This is a genomic window from Streptomyces sp. NPDC101776 (assembly GCF_044766845.1).
GTDB lineage: Bacteria > Actinomycetota > Actinomycetes > Streptomycetales > Streptomycetaceae > Streptomyces.
Map to the genome: position 1 here is coordinate 131,730 of NZ_JBIWMV010000019.1, position 23,981 is coordinate 155,710.

Sequence of the window (23,981 nt, forward strand, 5' to 3'; positions counted from 1 at the left end):
CGCCGACCGCTGCGGGCGGATACCCCCCGACACGGCACCTTCTCGCCGTACGCGGGTGGCGGCGGCCGTGCCACCCGCGTGGCTAGTGGTACCGCCGTCCCTGTTGCCCTCGTGGTCAGTCGTACGGACGTCCCCTGTTGCGCTGTTGGCTCAGTGGTGGAAGCCCGTCGCCGCTCCCTTGTCGGGGGTGAAGGGGTGGGGCTGTCGGCGTAGTTCGGGGAGGAGGCGGGTCAGGTCGTCCAGGAAGAGTTCTGCGAGGTCTGCCGAGAAGCCGTTGCGGCAGACGATGCGGAGGACCGAGAGGTCCTCGCGGTTTGCCGGGAAGGTGTAGGCCGGGACCAGCCAGCCGTGCTCCCGGAGGCGGCGGGAGACGTCGAACACGTCGTAGGCCTGGACGTGGGGGGCGGTGGTGAAGGCGAAGACCGGCAACTCGTCGCCCCGCGTGAGGAGTTGGAAGTCGCCCAGTGCTTCGATGCGGTCTGCCAGGCCTCGGGCCACGTTGCGAGTGGACTGTTGTACGGCTCTGTAGCCCTCTCGGCCGAGGCGGAGGAATGTGTAGTACTGGGCTACTACCTGGGCTCCGGGGCGGGAGAAGTTGAGGGCGAAGGTGGGCATGTCGCCGCCCAAGTAGTTGACGCGGAAGACGAGTTCCTCGGGGAGGGCCTCCTTGTCGCGCCACAGGGCCCAGCCGACGCCCGGGTAGACCAGGCCGTATTTGTGGCCCGAGGTGTTGATCGAGGCCACGCGCGGGAGGCGGAAGTCCCAGACCAGGTCCTCGTCCACGAAGGGGGCGACCATCGCGCCGGACGCGCCGTCCACGTGGACCGGGATGTCGAGGCCCGTGCGCTCCTGGAGTGCGTCCAGGGCGGCGCACAGGTCGGCGATCGGCTCGTAGGAGCCGTCGAAGGTGGAGCCGAGGATGCCTACGACCCCGATCGTGTTCTCGTCGCACAGCTCGGCCGCCGCTTGTGGGTCGAGGTGGAAGCGGTCGCCCTCCATGGGGACCTGGCGGGCCTCGACCTCCCAGAAGTTGCAGAACTTCTCCCAGCAGACCTGGACGTTGACGCCCATCACCAGGTTCGGGCGGGCCGCCGGATAGCGGTCCTTGTTGCGCTGCGTCCAGCGGCGCTTCAGGGCCATTCCGGCGAGCATGCAGGCCTCGCTGGAGCCGGTCGTGGAACAGCCGACGACGGCTGCGGGGTCCGGTGCGTTCCACAGGTCGGCGAGCATGGCCACGCAGCGTTTCTCCAGCTCCGCGGTGCGGGGGTACTCGTCCTTGTCGATCATGTTCTTGTCCCGGCACTCCGCCATCAGGACGCCGGCTTCCGGCTCCATCCAGGTGGTGACGAACGTCGCCAGGTTCAGGCGGGAGTTGCCGTCCAGCATCAGCTCGTCGTGCACGAGTTGAGCCGCCGTCATCGGGGGGAGCGGTGCGTCCGGGAGGCGGTGCTTGGGGGGTGCCTCGGTCATGCCGCCGACCGGATTGGCCTCCCCGTAGAAGGGGTTCACGGACATGGGGCGCTCGGCGGGCTGGTCGGGACCTTCGTGCAACGGCATGGCGTGCCTCCGATAAGGATCAAAAGAGCCAACGGGTACTAGCGAACCGGAGTTCCGTCAGCGCGCAACTGCATCTGCGGTCTCCCGGTCACCAGCAGCCAGGCCGGCAGCGAGCCGATGCAGAGCAGCGCGAGGATCGCGGGCGAGGCCACCAGGATGGCGGCGGTGAACAGGCTCACCCAGCCCTGTCGGGTGATCGCCAGGAGCATGCCCAGGACGCCCGCCGCGACCCCGAGCGCCGGGTCCACCCCGGGCACGACCGCGTGGGCGAACAGACCGAACGCCACGCCGATGAACACCGACGGGAAGATCCGCCCGCCCCGGAAACCGCAGGACGCGGCGATCAGCAGCGCCGCCAGCTTCACCACCGTCATCGTCGCGAACTGTCCCGCCGACCAGCCCTCGGGGTCGGCCGCGAGCTCCCCGACCTCGTCCAGCCCCTTGAAGAGCGTCAGATGGCCGCCCGCGGCCGCCAGGAGGCCCAGGACCAGTCCACCGGCCGGAAGCGCCAGCATGGGGTGTCCGAGGCGGGAGAAGGCGCCGTGGGCGTAGGGGAACGCGTATACCGCGGCCATTCCGAGCAGTGCTGCCAGCGGTGCCAGTACCAGGACCGCCAGCAGGTCGCCCCAGCCCGGGCGGCCGAACGCGGGCAGGTGCAGGTCGAAGGTCGGATGGGCCACCAGGGTGGTCGTCATGGCGCCCGCACCGGCCGCCGCGAGCGGTGCGAACACGTTGTCCCACAGGGCGCCCTTGGTCTGCCGTTTTGCCAGTGCCTCCGAGATGAGCAGGGCCGCCGCCACCGGCGTCCCGAACAGCGCCCCGATCGTCGCCGACTCGGCCAGCGCACCCCACACCCCGCCCGGCACCCGCGGCGCCAGCCTGCGTCCCGCCCAGAGAGCGAGGCCCACGTTGACCGCGATGATCGGGTTCTCGGGGCCGAGGCTCGGTCCGCCCGCGAGCATCAGGGCCGTTGCCAGCAAGAGTCCCGGCAGCACCATGGGCGGCAGCGGTACGGCCTCCAGGCCGGTGGTGGCCGGGTCGGGACCGGCATGCCCCGGGACCTTCCACACCACCAGCCCGACCACGATGCCGGTGGCCGTCAGCATGACGAGCATCCACAGTACCGAGTACCGGCCGATGCCCAGGGCGTCGGGCAGGTTCTTCCAGAGCACGTGCTGGAGCTGCTCGGCCACCTCGCTGACCGAGATGAAGAGCAGACTCGCGAGCACGCCCACGACCAGAGCGGGGACGATCAACGGCAGCAGGGTGCGCGCCGGGGTCGTAGGGGCGGCGGGTGCCTGTTGCGCGCTGTCCTGGGCCACGGGCTCACCATAAGCGGGCAAAAGTGATCAAACATCTTGAGGTCGGGCATCTCGCGAACCTGGGGCCGCAGGGCTTGCACCTCACGTGGCGTGAGGCCTCAGCGTGGAGCGCGGACACGAGAGCGAGGACGAAGATCAAGAAGGAGGGCGCGGAAGTGAGCTACTCCGTAGGGCAGGTCGCCGGGTTCGCCGGGGTCACGGTGCGCACGCTGCACCACTACGACGACATCGGTCTGCTCGCCCCGGGCGAGCGCAGTCACGCGGGTCACCGGCGCTACGGCGACGCCGACCTCGACCGGCTGCAACAGATCCTGTTCTACCGGGAACTCGGCTTCCCGCTCGACGAGGTCGCGGCCCTGCTCGACGACCCGGAGACGGACCCGCGCGCGCATCTGCGCCGCCGGCACGAGCTGTTGACCGCCCGGATCGAGAAGCTGCAGAAGATGGCCGAGGCCGTGGAACACGCCATGGAGGCACGCGCGATGGGCATCAATCTCACCCCCGAGGAACGTTTCGAGGTCTTCGGCGACAAGGACCCCGAGCAGTACGCCGAAGAGGCCGAACAGCGCTGGGGCGGCACCGAGTCCTACGCCGAGTCGCAGCGCAGGGCCGCCCGCTACACCAAGGCCGACTGGAAGCGACTCCAGGCGGAGGTCGACGCCTGGAGCGAGCGCTACGCCACCTTGGTGACGGCGGGAGAACCACCCACAGCCGAGGAGGCCATCGACCTGGCCGAGGAACACAGGCTCCACATAGACCGCTGGTTCTACCCGTGCTCGTACGAAGCGCACGTCTGCCTCGCCGAGATGTACGTCTCCGACGAGCGCTTCAAGGCGTTCTACGACTCCATGGCCCCGGGCCTGGCCGAACACCTCCGGGACGCGATCCTGGCCAACGCGTCCCGGCACACCTCCTAGGCGGCTGGTCCGGGGTCACTCCCGGGCCAGGACCACCGCCGTCCCGTAGGCGCACACCTCGGTGCCGACGTCCGCCGCCTCGGTCACGTCGAAGCGGAACGCCAGCACGCCGTTGGCCCCACGCGCGCGTGCCTGCTCGATGAGCCGCTCCATGGCCTGGTTGCGGGTCTGCACAAGGGTCTTGGTGAGCCCCTTCAGTTCACCGCCGACCATCGACTTCAGACCGGCGCCGATCTGGCTGCCGAGATGCCGTGAGCGCACGGTCAGCCCGAACACCTCGCCGATCACCTGCTCGACCCGGTACCCGGGAACGTCGTTCGTCGTCACGACCAGCACATCGGCCTGCGGCCCCTGGCCGCCGCCGTACTCTTCGATACCCATGGCTCACAGCTTTGTCCTATGGGATGCACAGTGCATCCTGGAGACACCGGTGGAACCTGGGACGGACACATCGCGTTGATAGCTTTGTGCGGCTGTACCTGGACGCTGGCACCTCCCTCCACCCCTCAGGAGCCCGGAACCGTGACGACCCTTGCCCTCGGCCCGAGCTGGCTCGATCCGAACACCCTGCTCGACCGGTTCGGTATCTGGGGCCTCCTGCTCGTGGTCTTCGCGGAGTCCGGCCTGCTCATCGGGTTCTTCCTGCCGGGTGACTCCCTGCTCTTCACCTGCGGCCTGCTGATCACCGCGGGCACCCTCGACTTCCCGCTGTGGGCGGCCGTCGCACTGATCTGCGTCGCCGCGATCCTCGGCGACCAGGCGGGCTACGTCTTCGGTAAGAAGGTCGGCCCCTCGCTCTTCAACCGCCCGGACTCACGCCTCTTCAAACAGGAGAACGTGGTCAAGGCGCACGAGTTCTTCGAGAAGTACGGCCCCAAGTCCCTGGTCCTGGCCCGCTTCGTGCCCATCGTGCGCACGTTCACGCCGATCATCGCCGGCGTCAGCGGCATGAAGTACCGCTCCTTCATCACGTTCAACGTGATCGGCGGCGTCCTGTGGGGCGCGGGCGTGACCCTGCTGGGTTCCTGGCTCGGCAAGATCGAGTTCGTCAACAAGAACATCGAAGCGATCCTCATCCTGATCGTCCTGGTCTCCGTGGTCCCGATCGCCATCGAGTTCCTGCGAGCCCGCTCCAAGGCCAAGAAGGCGCCCCAGGGGCACGAGGAGCAGCCTGGCGACCCGGCCGCGACCCAGCCGTTCCCGGTCATCATGGACGACTCGACGACGCAGCTCCGCCGCGTGGACGAGCCCCAACAGCAGCAGCCCCAGCAACAGCAGAACGACGGTTACGACCAGAACAACGGTTACGACCAGTACTACGCCCAGCCCCAACAGCAGCAGCCGTACCCTCAGCAGACGTACCAACAGCAGCCCTACGGGAACCAGCAGTACGGCAACCAGCAGTACCCGCCGTACGACAACCAGGGCCAGGACCAGGGGTACTCGCAGAACGGCTATCCCCAGGGCTGACCTCTGGTGGGTGGGCGCTCAGAACCCCCGGGTCCGCTTGGCAGCCCGCCGCGCCCCAGCCGAAGCGCCCGGCACCCGCAGGAACAGCCGCGAGATCTCCGACCCCAGATTGACCCCGATCGCGATGGCCATGGCGAGCGACGCCGCCGTGGCCAACGACACCAGCCCCTTGTCGACCTCGTTCTGAGCGATCGCCAACAGACCGAAATACGTGGCCGACCCCGGCAACAGGGGCCCGATCGCCGCGGTCGTGTAAGGCAACGCCGAGGCGAACCGGTACCGGGACAGCAACTGCCCGAACAGCCCGACCAGCCCCGCCGCCACGGCCGTAGAGGCGACCGGCGAGATCTTGGCGACATAGTGCATCGCGCCGTACACCGACCAGGCGACACCCCCGTTGAGGGACACGAGCAGCACGGTGGATCGTTCCTGCTGGAGCAGGACGGCGAAGGTCAGGGACAGCAGGACGGACGCGCCGATCTGCCACAGGGGTCGGTGGGAGTTGCCCAGGGCCACGTCCGGGTTGAGCTGGGCGTCGAACTTCACGCCGAAGTACAGGACGATCAGCACGCCGGCCACGATGCCGACGAAGAAGTACATGACCTCAAGGAGCCGGGCCGCCGCGGTGATGTAGAAGCCGGTCAGGCCGTCCTGTACGCCCGCCACCAGGGCCCGCCCGGGCAGCAGCGCGAACAGACCGCCGGTGATGACCGCGGAGGCCTTCACATCGACGTCGGCGACCGTGAGGGCGACCCCTATCGCGGCGGGCGGCATCGCGGCGACCGTGAACTGGTAGAACTCCGGCAGCCCGCGCCCCGCGCACAGCCACGCCAGCCGGTCGCCGAGCATCGCGCCGAGCGCGGCGGCGAAGAACACGATGACGTCACCGCCGACGAGCACCGAGGCCGCGCCCGCGAGCAGTCCGCTGGCGGAGGTCAGGACCCAGCCGGGGTACGGGTGCCGGTTGCGCCGCATCTCGGCGAGCCGCCGGTAGGCGTCCTCCAAGGAGAGTGCCGTTTCCGGGTCGCTGAGGTCCTGGACCAGCCGGAACACGGCCGCGAGCCGCGTGTAGTCGGTGCCCCGGCGCCGTACGGTCCGTGACGCGGTCACCGGATCGTCCACCAGGGAGGGCTGATAAGAGATCGACAGGAGTGTGAAGGTGACCGTTGGCTCGCAGCGGTCGAGGCCGTAGGAGCGGCAGACCGCGAACATCGCCGCCTCGACGTCCTCCGCGCCCTCCCCGCCCGCGAGCAGCAACTCGCCGATGCGGAGCGTCAGATCGAGCACGCGCGGGACGGCGGGACCACTGTCGTCCGGCTTCTGCACCGGCTCCGGCGCGGGCCGCTCGGTCACCGGCATCCGCAGCATCGTGCGCATGCGGTCCTGCCAGGGCACGTCCTTGGTGAGGCTGACGACGGGAATGCCGGTGGGTGGGGTGAAGGCGGGTGGTGCCTCTCTGGCGCGGTAGGTGCTGGGTGTGCTGAACGCCGACCCCTCGGGCTCGTCGACGGCCGGCACCGCCACGCCGAGCCCCCGCGGAACGGCGAACTCGGACGTCGTGGACGATTCCACGTCAGCCGCCGCGACGCCCGAGGGCGCCGTGAACGCGCTCTTGGCCTCGTCCGACTGCGGCTTGCGGTCCTCCGCTTCCGTCACTCTGTAGCACTCCCTGTACGACACCTCCGGTGATCTTCAGTATGCGCACAGACATGCCGACGGGCCGCACGCGTGTGTGCGTGCGGCCCGTCGGCGGACAGGGGGCTCAGTGGCCGCCCTGCTCCTTCAGTCGCTTGTACGAGCGCTCGATCTCCGCCTCGGCGTCCGTACGGCCCACCCAGTTGGCACCCTCGACCGACTTGCCGGGCTCCAGGTCCTTGTAGACCTCGAAGAAGTGCTGGATCTCCAGGCGGTCGAACTCCGACACGTGGTGGATGTCACGCAGGTGCTCCACACGCGGGTCGGACGCCGGGACGCACAGCAGCTTGTCGTCGCCGCCGGCCTCGTCGGTCATCCGGAACATGCCGATCGCGCGGCACTTGATGAGGCAGCCGGGGAAAGTCGGCTCCTCCAGGATGACCAGCGCGTCCAGCGGGTCGCCGTCCTCGCCGAGAGTGTTCTCGACGAAGCCGTAGTCGGCCGGGTAACTGGTCGAGGTGAAGAGTCGACGGTCCAAGCGGATCCGACCGGTCTCGTGGTCCACCTCGTACTTGTTCCGCGAACCCTTCGGGATCTCGATCGTGACGTCGAACTCCACCGGTGGCTCCTCCATGATCAGCACATGTTTCTGGTGGTTAAGTGTCCCTCACGCAGGTGTGTGATCGCGAAAGGGGCTGGTGGTCGTGCTGGAGCTGAGGCCTTGGCGGGCCGCGAGACCGCAGGTGGCGCGGGTCGCGCGAGCCGTCCGGCCCCGTCTCGAGCGGGCCGCGCAATCCGTGAAACCGCAGGTCACACGGGTCAAGCAAGCAGTGGGGCCACAGGTCACGCGGCTCGACCAAGCCGTCAGACCACAGGTCACGCGGCTCACTGACGCCGTGTCACCGAAAGTCGCCCGGCTTGTCGAATCCGTGTCACCGAAGGTCGCGAAGCTGCCGCGGCCGAACAGGACCTGGCAGTTCACCGCCGTCGCCGCCACCGCCGGAATGGCACTGGCCGCCGGTGTGGTGACCGCCGCAGGTCCCTGGGACTCCTCCGGTCAGCGTACGGCCGAGCGGGACCACGCAGTCGCACAGGAACGTTCAGGTGGCGTAGATCACGGCCGTAATTCCGATACGTCCGCCAAGGCACCCCGTCCCGCCCCCAGCGCCGCATCCGTCCTGGTCGCCCTCGGCGGCTCCGCCAGCACGGTGAAGTCGGCGCCGACCGGCACGGCCCTCGCGGACGTCCTGAACCCCCTCCTGGACAACGCGGCGCTCGGCACCCGCCACACGGCCGCCGTAGTGGACGTGTCGACCGGAAAGCGCCTCTACGGAGTGGGTGCCGACGACGCCCTGACCCCGGCCTCGACGACGAAGATCGCCACCGCCGTGGCCGCCCTCTCCTCGATGGGCGCCGACCACCGATTCACCACCCGCGCCGCCCTGGAGCCCGACACCAAGGAACTCGTCCTGGTCGGCGGCGGCGACCCGACCTTGACCGCCCACAAGGACGCCGACGGCTGGGCGAGCCTGCGTGTCCTTGCCGACGACACGGCAGCCGCGCTGAAGAAGCGCGGCACGCGCGCGGTGACGCTGTCGTACGACAAGACCCTGTACTCCGGTTCCGAACTCCACCCGATCGGGGTCAACGACAACCTCGCCCCGGTGAGCGCCCTGTCCGCCGACGAGGGCCGTACCGACGACTCGGCCAGCGGCCCGGTGCTGCGGGAGACGGATCCGGCGGCGGACGCGGCGAAGAAGTTCGCGGGCTTCCTCGAGGAGCACGGCATCAGGACGACGTCCCCGGGTCCCTCCAAGGCGACCGCCCGCGCGGACACCCTCGCCACGGTCTCCTCGCCCCCGCTGTCCGACCTGGTCGAGCGGATGCTGACCAACAGCGACAACGACATCGCGGAGGCTCTGGCCCGCCAGACCGCCGTGGCGACGGGCAGGCGCGCGGACTTCGACGGCGGCGCCACCGCGATCGCCACCCAGTTGGAGAAGCTCCGACTCCCGGTCAAGGGCGCCGCGTTCAACGACGGCAGCGGCCTCGACCGCGCCGACCGCCTCACCGCCGACCTCCTGACCGCCCTCCTGGTCAAGGCCGGCGACCCGGCCCACCCCGAACTCCGCCCGGTCCTCACAGGTCTGCCCATCGCCGGTTTCACGGGCACCCTGACGACCCGCTACACGGACGCCACGGGCGCGGCCGGCGTCGTACGCGCCAAGACCGGCACCCTGACGGGCGTCAACACGCTGGCGGGCACGGTCGTGGACAAGGACGGGCAGCTTCTGGCTTTCGCGTTCCTGACCTCCAACACGACGAACGCGCTGGAGGCCCAGGCGGCTTTGGACCACACGGCAACGGCGTTGGCGGCCTGCGGCTGTAGCTGACGACGGCCCGCCTGGCGGCCTGGCGCCATCGCATGCACCGCTGTGGGCAGGCGTTCCGCAAGGCGGAACGGGTGGGCACAGCCATCAACACCGGGTGCCGTTCAAGCAGACGCTCACCTGACCGACGTCGCGGCCTGCCCCAAGCGGGAGCGACCACGTACGGTTGACGCATGACGAGCATCGGTGGTGCCGAGATGGTCGACTGGAATCTCGCGGTGGCGACCGCGACCCGACTCGTGCGGCCGGGCCCCGACGTGAGCCGTGACGAGGCCCGGGCCGTCGTCGCGGAGCTGCGCCGGCATGCGAAGGCCTCGGAGCAACACGTCCGGGGATTCACCCGAATGGGGACGGACGATCTCCACGACACCCCGATCCTGGTCGTCGACCGCCCCGGCTGGGTGCGGGCGAACGTCGCCGGGTTCCGGGAGGTCCTCAAGCCGCTGCTCGACAAGATGCAGGAGCGGCGCGGCAACACCCCCGGGGGCGCGGTCTTCGGAGCGGTCGGCGGCAAGGTGACCGGCGTCGAGCTGGGGATGCTGCTGTCGTTCCTGTCCTCGCGCGTGCTCGGCCAGTACGAGACCTTCGCCCCGGCGACCCGCGAGCTGCCGGCGGGCGCGAAGGGCGGGCGGCTGCTGCTGGTCGCGCCGAACATCGTGCACGTGGAGCGCGAACTCGACGTACAGCCGCACGACTTCCGTCTGTGGGTGTGCCTGCACGAGGAGACGCACCGCACGCAGTTCACGGCCGTGCCCTGGCTGCGTGACCACCTGGAGGGCGAGATCCAGTCGTTCCTGGGGGAGACCGAGGTCGACCCCATGACCGTCCTGGAGCGCATCCGGGAGGCCGCCCAGTCGTTGGCGGGCGGTCGGCCCGAGGGCGAGGAGGACGACGAGGGCCGGTCCCTCGTGGAGATCGTGCAGACGCCCGCCCAGCGGGAGATCCTCGGCCGTCTCACCGCGGTGATGTCCCTCCTGGAGGGACACGCCGACTTCGTGATGGACGGCGTCGGTCCCGACGTGGTGCCGAGCGTCGCCGAGATCCGCGAGAAGTTCCAGCAGCGTCGTGCCAAGGGCGCCTCCCGGCTGGACTCGGCGCTGCGCAAGCTGCTGGGCCTGGACGCCAAGCTGCGGCAGTACCGGGACGGCGAGCGATTCGTACGCGCGGTCGTCGAACAGGTGGGCATGGACGGCTTCAACCGGGTGTGGACCTCCCCGAACACGTTGCCGACGAAGACGGAGATCGCCAAACCGGCGGACTGGGTCGCGCGGGTGCACCGCAAGGCCGAGTCGTGAACCGCTCGCGGATGTGGTGAAAGGGATTCGGCCGACGGCAGGCGAACGCCCCCGCAATCACCCGTCCGAGGGACCGTGAGCGATGGGTAGGCGTGCGATGCTCGGGGAACGCCCCGGTTCTGTCACCATCTACACACTCTGAGTGACCGAACCTCGGGCCAACCCCCCGAAAACTTCATGAAGGGAACCGGACATGGGTCCCCATCCTGCGGTCGCGGCGATACGCCTGGCGGTCCGCCGCGTCCTCCACGACATCCTCACCGACCACGAGGCCCTGCAGACCGCCGGCGCCTCCCGGCACACCTCGCACGAGCGCCCGCCCTCGCCGCTCGTGCTCGTCGCATGCTCCGGCGGCGCCGATTCCATGGCTCTCGCCTCCGCCCTCGCCTTCGAAGCCCCCAAGCTGGGCATCCGGGCCGGCGGCATCACCGTCGACCACGGCCTCCAGGCCGGCTCCGACCTGCGCGCCGACGAGGTCGTCCTGCGCCTGCGCGAACTGGGCCTGGACCCCGTGGAGGCCACTTCCGTGACCGTGGGCCGCGAGGGCGGCCCCGAGGCAGCCGCCCGGGACGCCCGCTACGCCGCCCTCGACGCCTGCGCCGCCCGGCACGGCGCCGCCGCGGTCCTGCTCGGCCACACACGCGACGACCAGGCGGAAACCGTCCTGCTGGGCCTCGCCCGCGGCTCCGGCATCCGCTCCCTGTCCGGAATGGCCGCGGTCTCGGGGGCCGACGGCCGTTACCGCCGCCCCTTCCTCCAGCTCGACCGGCAGACCGCCCGCAAGGCCTGCATGGTCCAGTCGCTGCCCGTCTGGGACGACCCGCACAACGCCGACCCCGCCTACACGCGCTCCCGGCTGCGCCACGAAGGCCTGCCGGCCCTGGAGAAGGCGCTCGGCAAAGGGGTCGTGGAGGCGCTCGCCCGTACGGCGCAGCTCTCCCGGGACGACGCCGACGCCCTCGACACCTGGGCCAGCCAGGCCGAGACCTCCGTACGCGACGCCACCGGCCTGCTGGAGTGCGCCAAGCTCTACGCCCTGCCGCCCGCCGTACGCCGCCGCATCCTGCGCCGGGCCGCCATCAAGGCCGGCGCCCCGGCCGGTTCGCTGTTCGCCCGGCACATCGAGGAAGTCGACCGCCTGATCACCGGCTGGCGCGGCCAGGGAGCCATCAATCTCCCGGGCAAAGTCGTCGCCCGGCGCCAGGGTGGCAGACTGGTGATTCGGCAAGGCTGAATCGACACCCCCTCCGGACCTCCGGGGGCGGGACCAGGTAGTGGCCGGTTGGACGACCGAAAGTGATGCGGGTGGACGCGAAAGACATGGGTGACGACCTTCAGTCGGTGCTCATCACCAAGGAAGAGATCGACGCGAAGCTCGTGGAGCTCGCCGCGAAGATCGACGCGGAGTACGCGGGCAAGGATCTGCTGATCGTCGGCGTCCTCAAGGGCGCGGTGATGGTCATGGCGGACCTCGCCCGGGCGCTGTCCACCCCCGTCACCATGGACTGGATGGCCGTGTCGTCGTACGGCGCGGGCACCCAGTCCTCCGGTGTCGTGCGGATCCTCAAGGACCTCGACACCGACATCAAGGGCAAGCACGTCCTCATCGTCGAGGACATCATCGACTCGGGTCTGACGCTGTCCTGGCTGATCTCCAACCTCGGCTCGCGCGAGCCCGACTCACTGAAGATCTGCACCCTGCTCCGCAAGCCGGAGGCGGCCAAGGTCGCCATCGAGGTGGAGTGGGTCGGCTTCGACATCCCGAACGAGTTCGTCGTCGGCTACGGCCTCGACTACGCCGAGAAGTACCGCAACCTCCCGTTCGTCGGTACGCTCGCGCCGCACGTCTACGGCGGCTAGAGCCACTCGGCCCAAGCCCTGTAAGACGATCGGGAACCCCAGCGGGTTTCGCGCCGTTGGAGCATGCAGACGCGTCTCCCAGCCGTCCCGTGAAACTTCGGGCAACATGGCTGGGGTACGGTCAGAAGAACTGTCTTTATCAAACTCACTATGGCAGGAGGGACGGAGCGATCTCGCTCCGTATGGATGGACGTGAAGCGATACTTCCGTGGGCCGGTCATGTGGATCGTGCTGGCCGTCCTTGCCGTGGTCGTGTTGATGCAGGTCGTCGGCTCGTCCGGCGGCTACAAGACGGTGGACACAGGCCAGGTCGTCCAGGCGATCAATGACAACAAGGTCGAGTCGGCCAAGATCACCACAGGCGACGAGCAGACCGTCAAGGTCACGCTCAAGAGCGGCTCGAAGGTCGAGGGCAGCTCCAAGATCCAGGCGAGCTACATCGGCGACCAAGGCGTGGACCTCGCGGCCACGCTGCAGACCAAGTACCAGGACAAGCAGATTCCGGACGGCTACACGGTCTCGCCGACGAAGCAGAACGCTTTCGTCGGGATCCTGCTGTCGCTGCTCCCCTTCGTCCTCATCGTGGTCGTCTTCCTGTTCCTGATGAACCAGATGCAGGGCGGCGGCTCCCGAGTCATGAACTTCGGGAAGTCCAAGGCCAAGCTCATCACCAAGGACACCCCGAAGACGACGTTCGCGGACGTCGCGGGCTCCGACGAGGCCGTCGAGGAACTGCACGAGATCAAGGAGTTCCTCCAGGAGCCGGCGAAGTTCCAGGCCGTCGGCGCCAAGATCCCCAAGGGCGTACTCCTGTACGGCCCGCCCGGCACCGGCAAGACCCTGCTGGCGCGCGCCGTCGCGGGCGAGGCCGGGGTGCCCTTCTACTCGATCTCCGGTTCCGACTTCGTCGAGATGTTCGTCGGTGTCGGTGCCTCCCGAGTCCGTGACCTGTTCGAGCAGGCCAAGGCGAACGCTCCGGCGATCGTCTTCGTCGACGAGATCGACGCGGTCGGCCGCCATCGCGGCGCCGGCCTCGGCGGTGGACACGACGAGCGCGAGCAGACGCTGAACCAGCTGCTCGTCGAGATGGACGGCTTCGACGTCAAGGGCGGCGTGATCCTCATCGCCGCGACGAACCGGCCCGACATCCTCGACCCGGCCCTCCTGCGCCCCGGCCGCTTCGACCGCCAGATCGCGGTCGACCGCCCGGACATGCAGGGCCGTCTGGAGATCCTCAAGGTTCACCAGAAGGGCAAGCCGATCGCACCGGACGTCGACCTCTCCGCGGTCGCCCGTCGCACGCCGGGCTTCACCGGCGCGGACCTGAGCAACGTCCTCAACGAGGCCGCCCTGCTCACCGCCCGGGGCAACCGCAAGCTGATCGACAACCTCATGCTGGACGAGGCGATCGACCGTGTGGTCGCGGGCCCGCAGAAGCGGACCCGGATCATGTCGGAGAAGGAGAAGAAGATCACCGCGTACCACGAGGGCGGACACGCCCTGGTCGCGGCGGCTTCCCCGAACTCCGACCCGGTCCACAAGATCACGATCCTCTCCCGAGGCCGTGCTCTGGGCTACACGATGGTCCTGCCCGAAGAGGACAAGTACTCGACCACGCGCAACGAGATGCTCGACCAGCTCGCCTACATGCTGGGCGGTCGCGCGGCCGAGGAACTGGTCTTCCACGACCCGACCACGGGCGCCGCGAACGACATCGAGAAGGCCACCGCGACGGCCCGTGCGATGGTCACGCAGTACGGCATGACCGAGCGCCTCGGCGCGATCAAGTTCGGCGGCGACAACACCGAGCCCTTCCTGGGCCGGGAGATGTCGCACCCGCGCGACTACTCGGAAGAGGTCGCCGCGCTCGTCGACGAAGAGGTCAAGAAGCTCATCGAGAACGCGCACAACGAGGCCTGGGAGATCCTGGTCGAGAACCGTGACGTGCTCGACGCGCTCGTGCTCCAGCTGCTGGAGAAGGAGACGCTGAACAAGGAGCAGATCGCCGAGGTCTTCACTCCGATCATCCGGCGTCCGGCCCGTCCCTCCTGGACCGGCTCCTCCCGCCGTACGCCGTCCACCCGCCCGCCGGTGCTCTCCCCCAAGGAGCTGTCACTGACGAACGGGACGAACGGCGCGGGTCCCGCGATCACCGCCGGTGCGACCGCCGAGTCCGCTCCCACGCTGGAGAAGGCTCCGGAGGACCGCCCCGAGAACTGACGCGCGTCTCACACGGTTCGAAATGGAAGCCGCGCCCCCCTGGATTTAGCCTGGGGGGCGCGGCTTTTCCATATGCCCGCAACTGAGGCGTGTGTCCCGCACACGCGCGACCCGCACAGGAACGAGGCACGACATGACCGATCCCGTGACGCTGGACGGCGAGGGAGCGATCGGCGTCTTCGACGAGAAGCGCGCCGAGAACGCCGTACGCGAGCTGCTGATCGCGGTCGGCGAGGACCCGGACCGGGAGGGGCTCAGGGAGACGCCGGCGCGGGTGGCGCGGGCGTACAAGGAGATATTCGCGGGGCTGTGGCAGAAGCCCGAGGACGTGCTGACGACGACGTTCGACCTGGGGCACGACGAGATGGTCCTGGTGAAGGACATCGAGGTGCTGAGCAACTGTGAGCACCATCTGGTGCCGTTCGTCGGGGTCGCCCATGTCGGTTACATCCCGTCCGCCGACGGGAAGATCACCGGGCTGTCGAAGCTGGCCCGGCTGGTGGACGTCTACGCCCGGCGGCCGCAGGTGCAGGAACGACTCACCACGCAGATCGCCGACTCGCTGATGGAGATCCTGGAGCCGCGGGGGGTCATCGTCGTCGTCGAGTGCGAGCACATGTGCATGTCGATGCGGGGCGTGCGGAAGCCCGGCGCCAAGACCATCACGTCTGCGGTGCGGGGGCAGTTGCGGGACTCGGCCACCCGGAACGAGGCGATGAGTCTGATCATGGCTCGCTGAGGTCGTCTGTCGGGTGCGGGTTCGTCGTGGCTGGTCGCGCCGTTCCCCGCGCCCCTTTGGGGCGCCTCAGGTGACCGGGGTCGCGCCCGCCGTGTTGTTGTCGTCGTCCTCCGGGAGTTTGCAGACTCGCTCCAGGAAGAGCGCGGCGACTATCACCGCGATGCCTGCCAGGACCGAGAAGCCGGCGTAGATGGCCTGGTCGCGGCGGGCGGGGATGTTCAGGGACTCCAGGAGGTAGGCGCCCGTGCCGCCGTACATGCCGGCGACGAGGGCGGCGACCAAGGCGCTGGCCTGGCCGAAGACGACCGCGCGGGCGGCCATCAGGGGGTCGACGCCCTTGGCGCCCGGGCGGCGCTCGCGCTGTGCCTTGAGGCGGGCGCGCAGCGAGAGCGCCGTGGCCACCAGGACCACGGCGATCACGGCGAGCACGACGGGCGCGGCCAGCGGGACGCTCGGCAGGGTCCCCACCGCGCTCCACAGGCGGGCCCCCGCCCAGGACAGCACTCCGGCGATCACGAACACGCCGGCCAGCACCCTGATCCGCAGCTCTCTCACGGTGTCCCTTCAGCTCCCCGTGCCCTGTCCGGGCGTTGTGGTCGTCTCGACCTTAACGACTACTCGGGCAGCCGGAGTTCCAGATCCTTGCGGGGCGCCACACCGTCTCGTGTGATGACGTCGAGGAGATCGGCGACCGGGCCGCGGCCGGGCAACTGCGCCTCGGGTTCCACGTCGTGCCAGGGGGCCAGCACGAAGGCCCGCTCGTGGGCGCGCGGGTGGGGGAGCGTCAGCACCGGGTCGTCGGAGACGACGTCGGCGTACGCGACGATGTCGACGTCGATCGTGCGCGCCCCCCAGCGCTCCTCGCGGACCCGGTGGAAGGCCTCCTCGACCGCGTGCGCCCGCTCCAGCAGGGAGGACGGGGGCAGGGTGGTCTTGAGGACGACGACCGCGTTGAAGTACGACGGCTGGCTGCCGGGCTCGACGCCCCACGGCTCCGTCTCGTAGACCGGGGACACGGCCTTGATGCGCACGCCGGGGGTGTCCTCCAGGGCGTCGATGGCGCCCTGGAGAGTCTCCAGGCGGTTGCCCAGGTTCGCGCCGATGGAGATCACGGCGCGCCTCGGGTTGCTGAGGGTGGTGTCGGCGGCGTCCACCTGCTGCACTACGGAGGCGGGCACCGGCTGGACGGTCGGGTCGCTGTGACCCTCGGTGAACGAGAAGGTCATACTCGGCTCCGGGTGATGGTGACGGTCACGTCGTCGAAGGGGACGGTGATCGGGGCGTCCGGCTTGTGGACGCGGACCTCGACCTCCTCGACCCCCTCGTGCTTCAGGCAGGTCTGCGCGATGCGCTCGGCGAGGGTCTCGATGAGGTTGACGGGCTCGCCCTGGACGACGGCCACGACCTCCTCCGCCACGACGCCGTAGTGCACGGTCTTCGTCAGGTCGTCGTCGGCTGCGGCCGGGCGGGTGTCCAGGCCCAGGACGAGGTCCACGATGAAGGTCTGGCCCTCCTCGCGCTCCTTGGGGAACACGCCGTGGTGCCCGCGGGCCTTCAGCCCGCTCAGCGCGACACGATCCACGCGAATCACTCCTGCAATCGTCGGTGGTGGCCGGTTCGTACCGTGTACGGGCGGTACCCCGGCCTCGAACGAATCTACCTGCGGGCACTGACAATGCCGGGCCACCAGGGCGTGGGCACTGTCCGGGGCCAGAGGGTTCGCGGAGCGTTTCCCCTGGGGAACCCGGTGGCTCATGGGTCGGTAGCCGCCCCTACCCCGGGGTTCGTGATTCCAACCACTTCTTCAGCCTGATGGGCGCCCACCCGCTCAGGTGGGGGTGTCCTCGCTGTCGTCCTCGTCGTTTTCGGCCAGCACCGGGGACGCGTGGTGCGACCAGAGCTTCCAGCCCTCGGGGGTGCGCCGGAACACGTTCGTGGCGACCACGAGCTGGCCGACGAGCGGGCCCAGTTCGTCGCTGTCGTCGGGGGAGGGGCCGCCGCTGAGGATGTTCTCCGTGCAGGTGACCAGCGCGGTGTCGCCGGTCACCGAGACGTGCACGTCGGTGAGGAAGAACTGGATGTACTCGGTGTTCGCCATGATCAGCGCGTACGACCGCAGGACCTCGCCGCGGCCGGTCAGCACCGGCCAGCCCGGGTGCACGCAGGAGATCACGCCGCTGTCCGCCGGGTCGTGGTACTCCTCGTCGACGCCGAGGTCGGCCGGGGTGAGCCACAGCGCGGACAACTCGTCGAAGTCACCGCGTTCCAGGGTCTCGTAGAACGCGGTGTTGGCGAGTTCCACCTGCTCGACGTCGGTGTGGGGGGCGGTCACAGGGCTCCTTCGGAGCTGGTGTGCGAGGCCGCTCGGGCGCCCGGGGCGCGCGCTCCCTCGACGGCACGTGCGACGCGTACGGCGTCGGCCGTGGCGCGGACCTCGTGGACGCGCACCGCCCACGCGCCGGCGTGCGCCGCGAGCGCGGAGACGGCGGCCGTGGCGGCGTCGCGCTCGCGTGCGGGCGGGGGCGCGCCCTCGGGGCCGGCGAGGACGCGGCCGAGGAACCGTTTGCGGGAGGCGGCGACGAGCAGGGGGTGGCCGAGGGTGAGCAGCCGGTCGAGGTGGGCGAGGAGGACGAGATCGTGTTCGGCGTCCTTGGAGAAGCCGAGGCCCGGGTCGACGACGACGCGGTCCGGGGAGACACCGCCCGCGAGAACGGCCTCCACGCGTGCGTGCAGTTCGTCGACGACCTCGGTGACGACGTCGTCGTAGACGCCCCTGACGTTGCCGCCCTCCAGGAAGCCGCGCCAGTGCATGACCACGAAGGGGGCGCCCGAGGCGGCGACGACCGGGATCATCGCGGGGTCGGCGAGGCCGCCGCTGACGTCGTTGACGAGGGCGGCGCCGGCGGTCAGGGCCTGCTCGGCGACGGAGGCGCGCATGGTGTCCACGGAGACGGTGACGCCCTCGGAGGCGAGGCCGCGGACCACGGGGACGACGCGCTTGAGTTCCTCGGCCTCGTCGACGCGGGAGGCGCCGGGGCGGGTGGACTCACCGCCGACGTCGACCAGGTCGGCGCCTTCGGTGACCAGGTCGAGGCCGCGCTTGACGGCTGCCGTGGTGTCGAAGAAGCGGCCGCCGTCGGAGAAGGAGTCGGGGGTGACGTTCACGACTCCCATGACCGCGCACCGGTCCCACTCCGGAAGGCCCGTGACGCGCCCGCGTCCGCTCTGCTTGCTCATACGTTCAGCCTAGGCCCAGGAGGAGGGGGGACGGTCCTGTGGGCCGCACCGGAGGTGGCTGGTCCGGTGGGGGAGAGAGCGGCGGGGCGCCGCTCGACGGGCGGGACGTGAGGCCGTGGAGCGGGCTCCGGGCGTGAAGGGCCGCCTGGCTGTGGCCGACGGCGTCGATCGGCCGGGGCGGGATTGTCCGGGCTGGTCGAAGTGACATCCCGGGGGTGGTGCGGGCGGTGGGGTGGCCACTGGCCGGGTCGGCCCAGGGGACTGCCCGGGCTGGCCGGAGTGACGCCCTGGGGTCGGTCTGGAGGATGAGGTGGCCGTCGGCCCTGGCGGCCCTGGCGGCCCGGGGGGATTGCCGGGGCCGCCTGGGGGCGGAGCGGTATCCCAAGGTGGCCATTGGCCGGGCCGGGTCGGGCCGAGGGGCTTGTCCAGGCTGGCCGGAGTGATGCCCCGGGGTAGGTCTGGGTGATGAGGTGGCCGTCGGTCCCGGCGGCCCCGGGGGGGATTGCCCGGGGCCGCCGGAGGCGGAGCGGCAACCCGGGGTGGCCACCGGCCCGGCCGGCCCGAGCGGAGTGCCCGGGCCGGCCGAAGCGACGCCCCAGGGCCGGTCCCGGTGATGGCCCCCGCAGGGCCGGTCCGGGCGATGGACCCGTCCGGGGACGAGGTCCTCGCTCGGGCCGGCCCGATCGGTCAGGCGGCCCGCACATCCCGTTCCGCCAGGCCGTGCGCGCACGCCGGAGCCAAGACCTTGCGGCGGCGGAGGAAGCGCGGCAGCGGGAGCGCCAGGTTGACGAAGCCCTCGGCCTGCATCGCGGCGAAGCCGATGCGGGGGAGGTCGCCCGAGGCGCGGTAGACGACGAAGCGGGGTTCCCAGCGGGGCTGGAACTTCGCGTTGAACTTGTACAGGGACTCGATCTGGAACCAGCGGGACAGGAACACGAGCAGCCCGCGCCAGGCGCGCAGCACCGGGCCCGCGCCGATCTTCTCGCCCCGCGCGAGTGCCGCGCGGAACATGGCGAAGTTGAGCGACACGCGCGTGATGCCGAGCTTCGGCGCCGCCTGGAGGGAGGCGACGATGAGCAGTTCGTTCATCCCCGGGTCCGCCGAGCGGTCGCGGCGCATCAGGTCCAGCGACATGCCGTCGGTGCCCCAGGGCACGAAGTGCAGGATCGCCTTCAGATCGCCGTACTCACCCGGCTGTTCGTCCGCCTTGTGGGCGGTCGCGATGAAGCAGTCGCCGTCCGCCGGGTCGCCGATGCGGCCGAGCGCCATGGAGAAGCCGCGCTCGGTGTCGGTGCCCCGCCAGTCCTCGGCGGCGAGCCGGATCCGCTCCAACTCGCCCTCGCCGAGGTCACGTACACGCCGTACCCGGGTTTCGTAGCCGGCCCGCTCGATGCGCTTCACCATTTGGCGTACGTTGCGCATCGCGCGCCCGGCGAGCGAGAAATCCGCGACGTCGACCACCGCCTCGTCGCCGAGTTCGAGGGCGTCGAGGCCGGTCTCGCGGGTCCACACCTCGCCGCCCGTCTCCGAGCAGCCCATGACGGCCGGCGTCCAGGAGTGGGCCTTCGCCTCGTCCATGAACCGCTCGATGGCGCCCGGCCAGGCCTCCACGTCACCGATGGGGTCACCGCTGGCGAGCATCACCCCGGAGACGACGCGGTACGTCACCGCCGCCTTGCCGCTGGGCGAGAAGACGACGGCCTTGTCGCGGCGCAGCGCGAAGTGGCCGAGCGAGTCGCGCCGGCCGTGCTTCTCCAGGAGGGCGCGCAACTGCGTCTCGTCCTCCGGGGTGAGGCGCGCGGCCGGGTGCTCGGGCCGGAACGCGAGGTAGATCGTCGTCACGGCGGTGAGCAGCCCCAGGGCGCCCAGTGAGAAGGCGACCGTCCAGGAGGTGCTGCCCTCGTAGTCGACCGGTCCCTCGAAGCCGAACAGGCCGTACAGCACGTGCGTGATCCGGTCGGCCAGGCTCGGGTCGCCGACCATGCGCTTGGAGTGGACGCTGACGATCACCAGTCCGAGGACCAGTGAACCGGCGCCCATGAGCACGAAGTTGGCGAGCGCGCGCCACCGGCTGCGCGGGTCGGGCAGCGCCCGGAACTCGTCGCGGTGCAGCAGCAGGGGTGCGAGCAGCGCGGCCGAGATGACGACTCCTATGAGGGAGTGCCGGTACGCGAACTGCGCCACCGCGCCCGCCGGCAGCAGCGCCACCGCGGCCCGCCAGGCCCGCCGCTTGCGCCGCCGCAGCCCGTGCGCGAGGAGCAGCAGCAGCACGCCGGTGCTGAGCGCGAGCGCCGCCGCGAAGGGGCCGAGCGCGCCCGGAAGCACCTCCGCCATGGTGTGCATACGGCTGTGCCGGAAGCGCGGGAACACCCCCGCGGCGATGTCCAGCAGGCCGACCAGGGCGCAGGCCCTGGCGACGAGCGTGGGAACGACCTCGGGGCGCGGACCGCGAACTATGCGCCGGACCCGGCCTGAACGGCTAGGAACCCCACCCGACATTTCCCCATCTATCCTGACAGACATCGCATCCCGTAGTTCTGCGAGAGACCTTGGATCCGGGCCCGATTCGGGCATCCGGCGACATTGCGCCCTCTAGGACGGTGTCTACGGGAAGGAGGTTCCTTCCTTACCGAAAAGCCGGTTCAAAGGCAGAGGAAAGCCCGGGGCAAGCGCTCGCGAAACTTGCGTGCGCCAGGGGCGGAAAGCGCAGGCGGGGACAGCTCATGGGACTCACGAGCAGGAAAGTGCTGGTACTGGCGATCGCGTGCGCCGTACTGCTGTTCATCGGCACGGTATGGCTGTGGCCCCGGCTGGCCAGACGGAACTGGCGGGCCGTCAGCGGGCGCGTGGGGCTGCTCCTGACCACCCAGTTGGTGCTCTTCGCCTCGGTCGGCCTCGGCGTCAACCAGGCCTTCGGCTTCTACGCCAGCTGGGCCGACCTGTTCGGCCAGGAGACGGACCAGGGAGTGGTCGTCGATCACTCGGCGCTCGGGAACACGGGCGGACCGCTCCAAGTGGTCGACACCCGGCGGGTGGACGCGTCGGGCGGCTCCTCGCGGCCGCAGCGGGTGGGCCAGGTGCAGCGGGTCGACATAGTCGGCCGTACGACCCACATCGCCACCCCCGCGTACGTGTACCTGCCGCCGGAGTACTTCCAGCCGCAGAACCGCACGCGCTCGTTCCCGGCGACGGTCGTCCTCACGGGGTACCCGGGCACCGCCCAGGCGCTCGTCGACAAGCTGAACTACCCACGCACCGCCCTGGAGTTGGCCAGGGCCGGTCGGATGCAGCCGATGATCCTGGTGATGATGCGGCCCACGGTGGCGCCGCCGCGCGACACGGAGTGCGTGGACGTCCCGGGCGGGCCGCAGACCGAGTCGTTCTTCGCCAAGGACCTTCCCGACGCCGTGGTGAGCCACTACAGGGTGAGCAAAAAGCCCGGGAGCTGGGGCGTCATCGGCGATTCCACGGGCGGTTACTGCGCCTTGAAACTCGCGATGCACCACCCCGAGGTGTACGTCGCGGGGGCGGGTCTGTCGCCGTACTACAAGGCACCGAAAGACCCCACCACGGGTGACCTCTTCCAGGGCGACAGCACGCTGCGGAACGAGGCGGACCTGTCGTGGTTCATCAAGCACCGGCCCGCGCCCGACACCTCACTGCTCGTCACCAGCAGCAGGATCGGGGAACACAACTACAACGACACCCGGAAATTCATCGACGAGGTGAAGGCCAGGAACTCCACCCGTATCTCGTCGATCATCCTGGACACCGGTGGCCACAACTTCAACACCTGGCGACGGGAGATCCCGCCGGCCCTCCAGTGGATCAGCGGGCGGCTCACCGACTGGTGGAAGTGACCGCTGAACCCGGGTGAGGGAATAGGGGTGGCTGTGTTTTTACCGGGCGGGGCACCATCATTCGCCTACGCGCGGTAAGTTTCTGGCCATGCCACGTGGACGTCACCGCCATTCCCCGCCGTTGCACCGGCTGTTGCCCCCCTCGGCGATCGCTGGCGTGTCGCTCGTCTGCGCCTTCGGGCCGTGGGTCTTCTCGCAACCGGCGGCGCTCCGCATAGTCGCGGCGATCGCCGCCGCGACCGCGCTCGTCGGCGCCGCGTTCATGCGCCGCTGGGACACTCAGGCGGGCAAGCAGGTCGCCGACCTGGTACGCGCGCGTACGAGCGACGAGTGGCGCTACGAGGAGCGGCTCGCCGAACTCGAGTCCGACCTCGACGAGTCGCGAGAACTCCGCGTCAAGCTGGAGCACAAGCTGCGCGCCAAGCGCACGGAACTGGCGGGCCTGCGCAACGAACACGCGGCACTGCTGCGCCGGTACGCCACGGCGGAGACCGAGCGCGCGAGCGCCCTGGAGGGCCGCCGCCTGCTGGAGATAGAGGCCGCGGAACCCACGCGCGCGTTGTCGGCGGTTGCGGTGGACGACGACGTCGATGCCGATGCCGACGTGTCGGCCGACATGGATCTGGAACTCCAGGACGACGATCTCGAAGCGGACGACACCGAGGCTGTGGCTGCCGCGGTCGAGTCCGAGGACGAGGACGAGACGGCGAACGGGGCCGATGCCGACGCCGAGGGCGGGGTCCAGGACGCGGAGTCCGAGGCGGCCGACGCCGTCGAGGCCGTCGGTGTCGCCGAGGCTGCCGAGGTTGCCGAGGAGAAGAAGCCCGCGCGGTCCACGGTGTTCTCCCCGGAGGGTTCCAAGCTGTTCCTGCGGGCCAAGGCGGCGCTGGTCCGGCTCGACGACGACACCGAGCCCGAGACCGGGCCCGTGGTGCCCGCGCCGAGGGACGAGGACTCCGCGTCGGCCGAGCCAGCACCGGTGCGCGCCGACAGCGGCGCCACCGACTCGGAGGCCGCGCAGGAGGACGAGGCGGAGGGGAAGCCCGAGGCGGTCGACGGGCATGAGCACGCGGCCGCCGTTCCCCCGGCCGCCAAGTCCGCCCCGCCCGCTCAACCCGCCCCGTCCGCGCAGCCGTCCGGGCACTTCACGGTGCCGACCGCGGTGGCGGTCGTACCGGCGGCTCCCGCGCGGCGGCCGATGGTCGAGGGCGGGTTCGACTTCTTCGGTATGCAGAAGGGCGCGGCGTCCGCGGCGATGGACGCCGTACAGAACGAGGATCTCGCCGACGTCGTGGGCCAGGAGGCCCTCGCCGTGCACAAGGCCGAGGCGGAGGCGCAGTTCAAGCCGGCAGACGAGCGGTCGCGCGGAGTCGGCGCGGTCCAGATCATCGACCTGACGGCACACGACGAGACCGAGCAGATCAACCTTCCCGGGCTGCGCAGCGCGGCTTCCTGACCGCCTTCACCTTCACCGGTCCG

At 70.1% G+C, this 23,981-nt stretch carries 21 protein-coding genes; 10 read left to right on the top strand and 11 right to left on the bottom strand.

Annotated features, from left to right (window positions below; translation table 11 throughout):
• Positions 1 to 150 precede the first annotated feature (150 nt).
• A complete protein-coding gene (locus ACIRRY_RS40225) occupies positions 151 to 1,557 on the bottom strand; it encodes a glutamate decarboxylase (protein WP_403983287.1) in 1,407 nt (468 codons plus the stop codon).
• A 38-nt stretch (positions 1,558 to 1,595) separates the two neighbouring features.
• Complete coding sequence (locus tag ACIRRY_RS40230; RefSeq protein WP_403983290.1) at positions 1,596 to 2,879, bottom strand: ion channel protein; 1,284 nt, start codon at positions 2,877 to 2,879, stop codon at positions 1,596 to 1,598.
• A gap of 155 nt (positions 2,880 to 3,034) precedes the next feature.
• On the opposite strand from ACIRRY_RS40230, the gene ACIRRY_RS40235 reads away from it, so the two are divergent.
• Positions 3,035 to 3,796: a MerR family transcriptional regulator gene (locus tag ACIRRY_RS40235; protein WP_403983293.1), complete on the top strand. Its 762-nt coding sequence runs from the start codon at positions 3,035 to 3,037 to the stop codon at positions 3,794 to 3,796.
• 15 nt (positions 3,797 to 3,811) lie between these two features.
• Here the strand turns inward: ACIRRY_RS40235 and ACIRRY_RS40240 are convergent, their stop codons facing one another.
• The gene (locus ACIRRY_RS40240) at positions 3,812 to 4,177 is read right to left on the bottom strand and encodes a YbjQ family protein (RefSeq protein WP_033286147.1); all 366 of its coding nucleotides are present in this window, start codon (positions 4,175 to 4,177) and stop codon (positions 3,812 to 3,814) included.
• A gap of 141 nt (positions 4,178 to 4,318) precedes the next feature.
• Between ACIRRY_RS40240 and ACIRRY_RS40245 the strand changes: the two genes are divergently transcribed.
• Entirely contained in the window at positions 4,319 to 5,266 is a 948-nt protein-coding gene (locus ACIRRY_RS40245; RefSeq protein WP_403983295.1) for a DedA family protein, read from the top strand.
• A gap of 18 nt (positions 5,267 to 5,284) precedes the next feature.
• Here the strand turns inward: ACIRRY_RS40245 and ACIRRY_RS40250 are convergent, their stop codons facing one another.
• Positions 5,285 to 6,922 (bottom strand): threonine/serine exporter ThrE family protein, encoded by a 1,638-nt coding sequence (locus ACIRRY_RS40250; protein ID WP_403983297.1) that lies wholly within the window; start codon positions 6,920 to 6,922, stop codon positions 5,285 to 5,287.
• Between the two features lie 106 nt (positions 6,923 to 7,028).
• Positions 7,029 to 7,520: an inorganic diphosphatase gene (locus ACIRRY_RS40255; protein WP_019070224.1), complete on the bottom strand. Its 492-nt coding sequence runs from the start codon at positions 7,518 to 7,520 to the stop codon at positions 7,029 to 7,031.
• A gap of 79 nt (positions 7,521 to 7,599) precedes the next feature.
• On the opposite strand from ACIRRY_RS40255, the gene dacB reads away from it, so the two are divergent.
• From dacB to folE, 6 genes are all read left to right on the top strand, one after another.
• Positions 7,600 to 9,294, top strand: a complete 1,695-nt coding sequence (dacB, locus tag ACIRRY_RS40260) for a D-alanyl-D-alanine carboxypeptidase/D-alanyl-D-alanine-endopeptidase (RefSeq protein WP_403983299.1) — start codon at positions 7,600 to 7,602, stop codon at positions 9,292 to 9,294.
• Positions 9,295 to 9,464: 170 nt separating this feature from the next.
• Positions 9,465 to 10,586, top strand: a complete 1,122-nt coding sequence (locus ACIRRY_RS40265; protein WP_403983301.1) for a zinc-dependent metalloprotease — start codon at positions 9,465 to 9,467, stop codon at positions 10,584 to 10,586.
• Between the two features lie 193 nt (positions 10,587 to 10,779).
• Positions 10,780 to 11,820: a tRNA lysidine(34) synthetase TilS gene (tilS, locus tag ACIRRY_RS40270; RefSeq protein WP_403983303.1), complete on the top strand. Its 1,041-nt coding sequence runs from the start codon at positions 10,780 to 10,782 to the stop codon at positions 11,818 to 11,820.
• Between the two features lie 65 nt (positions 11,821 to 11,885).
• The gene (gene hpt, locus ACIRRY_RS40275; protein ID WP_033286141.1) at positions 11,886 to 12,446 is read left to right on the top strand and encodes a hypoxanthine phosphoribosyltransferase; all 561 of its coding nucleotides are present in this window, start codon (positions 11,886 to 11,888) and stop codon (positions 12,444 to 12,446) included.
• A 186-nt stretch (positions 12,447 to 12,632) separates the two neighbouring features.
• Positions 12,633 to 14,666, top strand: a complete 2,034-nt coding sequence (gene ftsH, locus ACIRRY_RS40280; protein WP_403983305.1) for an ATP-dependent zinc metalloprotease FtsH — start codon at positions 12,633 to 12,635, stop codon at positions 14,664 to 14,666.
• Between the two features lie 133 nt (positions 14,667 to 14,799).
• On the top strand, positions 14,800 to 15,405 hold the full coding sequence (gene folE / locus ACIRRY_RS40285; RefSeq protein ID WP_200688278.1) for a GTP cyclohydrolase I FolE: 606 nt from the start codon (positions 14,800 to 14,802) through the stop codon (positions 15,403 to 15,405).
• Between the two features lie 66 nt (positions 15,406 to 15,471).
• Here folE and ACIRRY_RS40290 read toward each other — a convergent pair whose 3' ends face one another.
• From ACIRRY_RS40290 to ACIRRY_RS40315, 6 genes are all read right to left on the bottom strand, one after another.
• Positions 15,472 to 15,960, bottom strand: coding sequence for a DUF3180 domain-containing protein (locus ACIRRY_RS40290; protein WP_403983308.1), 489 nt, complete (start codon positions 15,958 to 15,960; stop codon positions 15,472 to 15,474).
• A gap of 59 nt (positions 15,961 to 16,019) precedes the next feature.
• Entirely contained in the window at positions 16,020 to 16,631 is a 612-nt protein-coding gene (gene folK, locus ACIRRY_RS40295; RefSeq protein ID WP_403983310.1) for a 2-amino-4-hydroxy-6-hydroxymethyldihydropteridine diphosphokinase, read from the bottom strand.
• Positions 16,628 to 16,987 carry a dihydroneopterin aldolase gene (folB, locus tag ACIRRY_RS40300; protein WP_200688283.1) on the bottom strand — a complete coding sequence of 120 codons (360 nt, stop codon included), beginning with the start codon at positions 16,985 to 16,987 and terminating at the stop codon, positions 16,628 to 16,630. Before folB ends, folK begins: the two co-directional genes overlap by 4 nt.
• A gap of 246 nt (positions 16,988 to 17,233) precedes the next feature.
• A complete protein-coding gene (locus ACIRRY_RS40305; protein ID WP_266860398.1) occupies positions 17,234 to 17,737 on the bottom strand; it encodes a nuclear transport factor 2 family protein in 504 nt (167 codons plus the stop codon).
• The gene (gene folP, locus ACIRRY_RS40310; protein ID WP_403983312.1) at positions 17,734 to 18,642 is read right to left on the bottom strand and encodes a dihydropteroate synthase; all 909 of its coding nucleotides are present in this window, start codon (positions 18,640 to 18,642) and stop codon (positions 17,734 to 17,736) included. The genes ACIRRY_RS40305 and folP overlap by 4 nt, the downstream gene beginning before the upstream one ends.
• A gap of 687 nt (positions 18,643 to 19,329) precedes the next feature.
• Positions 19,330 to 21,141, bottom strand: a complete 1,812-nt coding sequence (locus ACIRRY_RS40315; RefSeq protein WP_403983314.1) for a phosphatidylglycerol lysyltransferase domain-containing protein — start codon at positions 21,139 to 21,141, stop codon at positions 19,330 to 19,332.
• A gap of 224 nt (positions 21,142 to 21,365) precedes the next feature.
• Here ACIRRY_RS40315 and ACIRRY_RS40320 point away from each other — a divergent pair, with 224 nt between their 5' ends.
• Together ACIRRY_RS40320 and ACIRRY_RS40325 are read left to right on the top strand one after the other, a co-directional pair.
• Positions 21,366 to 22,502 carry an alpha/beta hydrolase gene (locus tag ACIRRY_RS40320; protein WP_403983316.1) on the top strand — a complete coding sequence of 379 codons (1,137 nt, stop codon included), beginning with the start codon at positions 21,366 to 21,368 and terminating at the stop codon, positions 22,500 to 22,502.
• A gap of 88 nt (positions 22,503 to 22,590) precedes the next feature.
• On the top strand, positions 22,591 to 23,958 hold the full coding sequence (locus ACIRRY_RS40325) for a hypothetical protein (RefSeq protein ID WP_403983318.1): 1,368 nt from the start codon (positions 22,591 to 22,593) through the stop codon (positions 23,956 to 23,958).
• The last annotated feature ends 23 nt before the right edge of the window (positions 23,959 to 23,981 follow it).

What these genes read in the sequence shown, in the direction of transcription:
- hpt (WP_033286141.1), top strand. Translation starts at nt 11,886, where the DNA reads ATGCGGGTGGACGCGAAAGACATGGGTGACGACCTTCAGTCGGTGCTC.
- ACIRRY_RS40315 (WP_403983314.1), bottom strand. Translation starts at nt 21,141, where the DNA reads ATGTCGGGTGGGGTTCCTAGCCGTTCAGGCCGGGTCCGGCGCATAGTT.
- ACIRRY_RS40225 (WP_403983287.1), bottom strand. Translation starts at nt 1,557, where the DNA reads ATGCCGTTGCACGAAGGTCCCGACCAGCCCGCCGAGCGCCCCATGTCC.
- ftsH (WP_403983305.1), top strand. Translation starts at nt 12,633, where the DNA reads ATGGACGTGAAGCGATACTTCCGTGGGCCGGTCATGTGGATCGTGCTG.
- ACIRRY_RS40240 (WP_033286147.1), bottom strand. Translation starts at nt 4,177, where the DNA reads ATGGGTATCGAAGAGTACGGCGGCGGCCAGGGGCCGCAGGCCGATGTG.
- folP (WP_403983312.1), bottom strand. Translation starts at nt 18,642, where the DNA reads ATGAGCAAGCAGAGCGGACGCGGGCGCGTCACGGGCCTTCCGGAGTGG.
- folK (WP_403983310.1), bottom strand. Translation starts at nt 16,631, where the DNA reads ATGACCTTCTCGTTCACCGAGGGTCACAGCGACCCGACCGTCCAGCCG.
- ACIRRY_RS40320 (WP_403983316.1), top strand. Translation starts at nt 21,366, where the DNA reads ATGGGACTCACGAGCAGGAAAGTGCTGGTACTGGCGATCGCGTGCGCC.
- tilS (WP_403983303.1), top strand. Translation starts at nt 10,780, where the DNA reads ATGGGTCCCCATCCTGCGGTCGCGGCGATACGCCTGGCGGTCCGCCGC.
- ACIRRY_RS40325 (WP_403983318.1), top strand. Translation starts at nt 22,591, where the DNA reads ATGCCACGTGGACGTCACCGCCATTCCCCGCCGTTGCACCGGCTGTTG.
- ACIRRY_RS40265 (WP_403983301.1), top strand. Translation starts at nt 9,465, where the DNA reads ATGACGAGCATCGGTGGTGCCGAGATGGTCGACTGGAATCTCGCGGTG.
- folE (WP_200688278.1), top strand. Translation starts at nt 14,800, where the DNA reads ATGACCGATCCCGTGACGCTGGACGGCGAGGGAGCGATCGGCGTCTTC.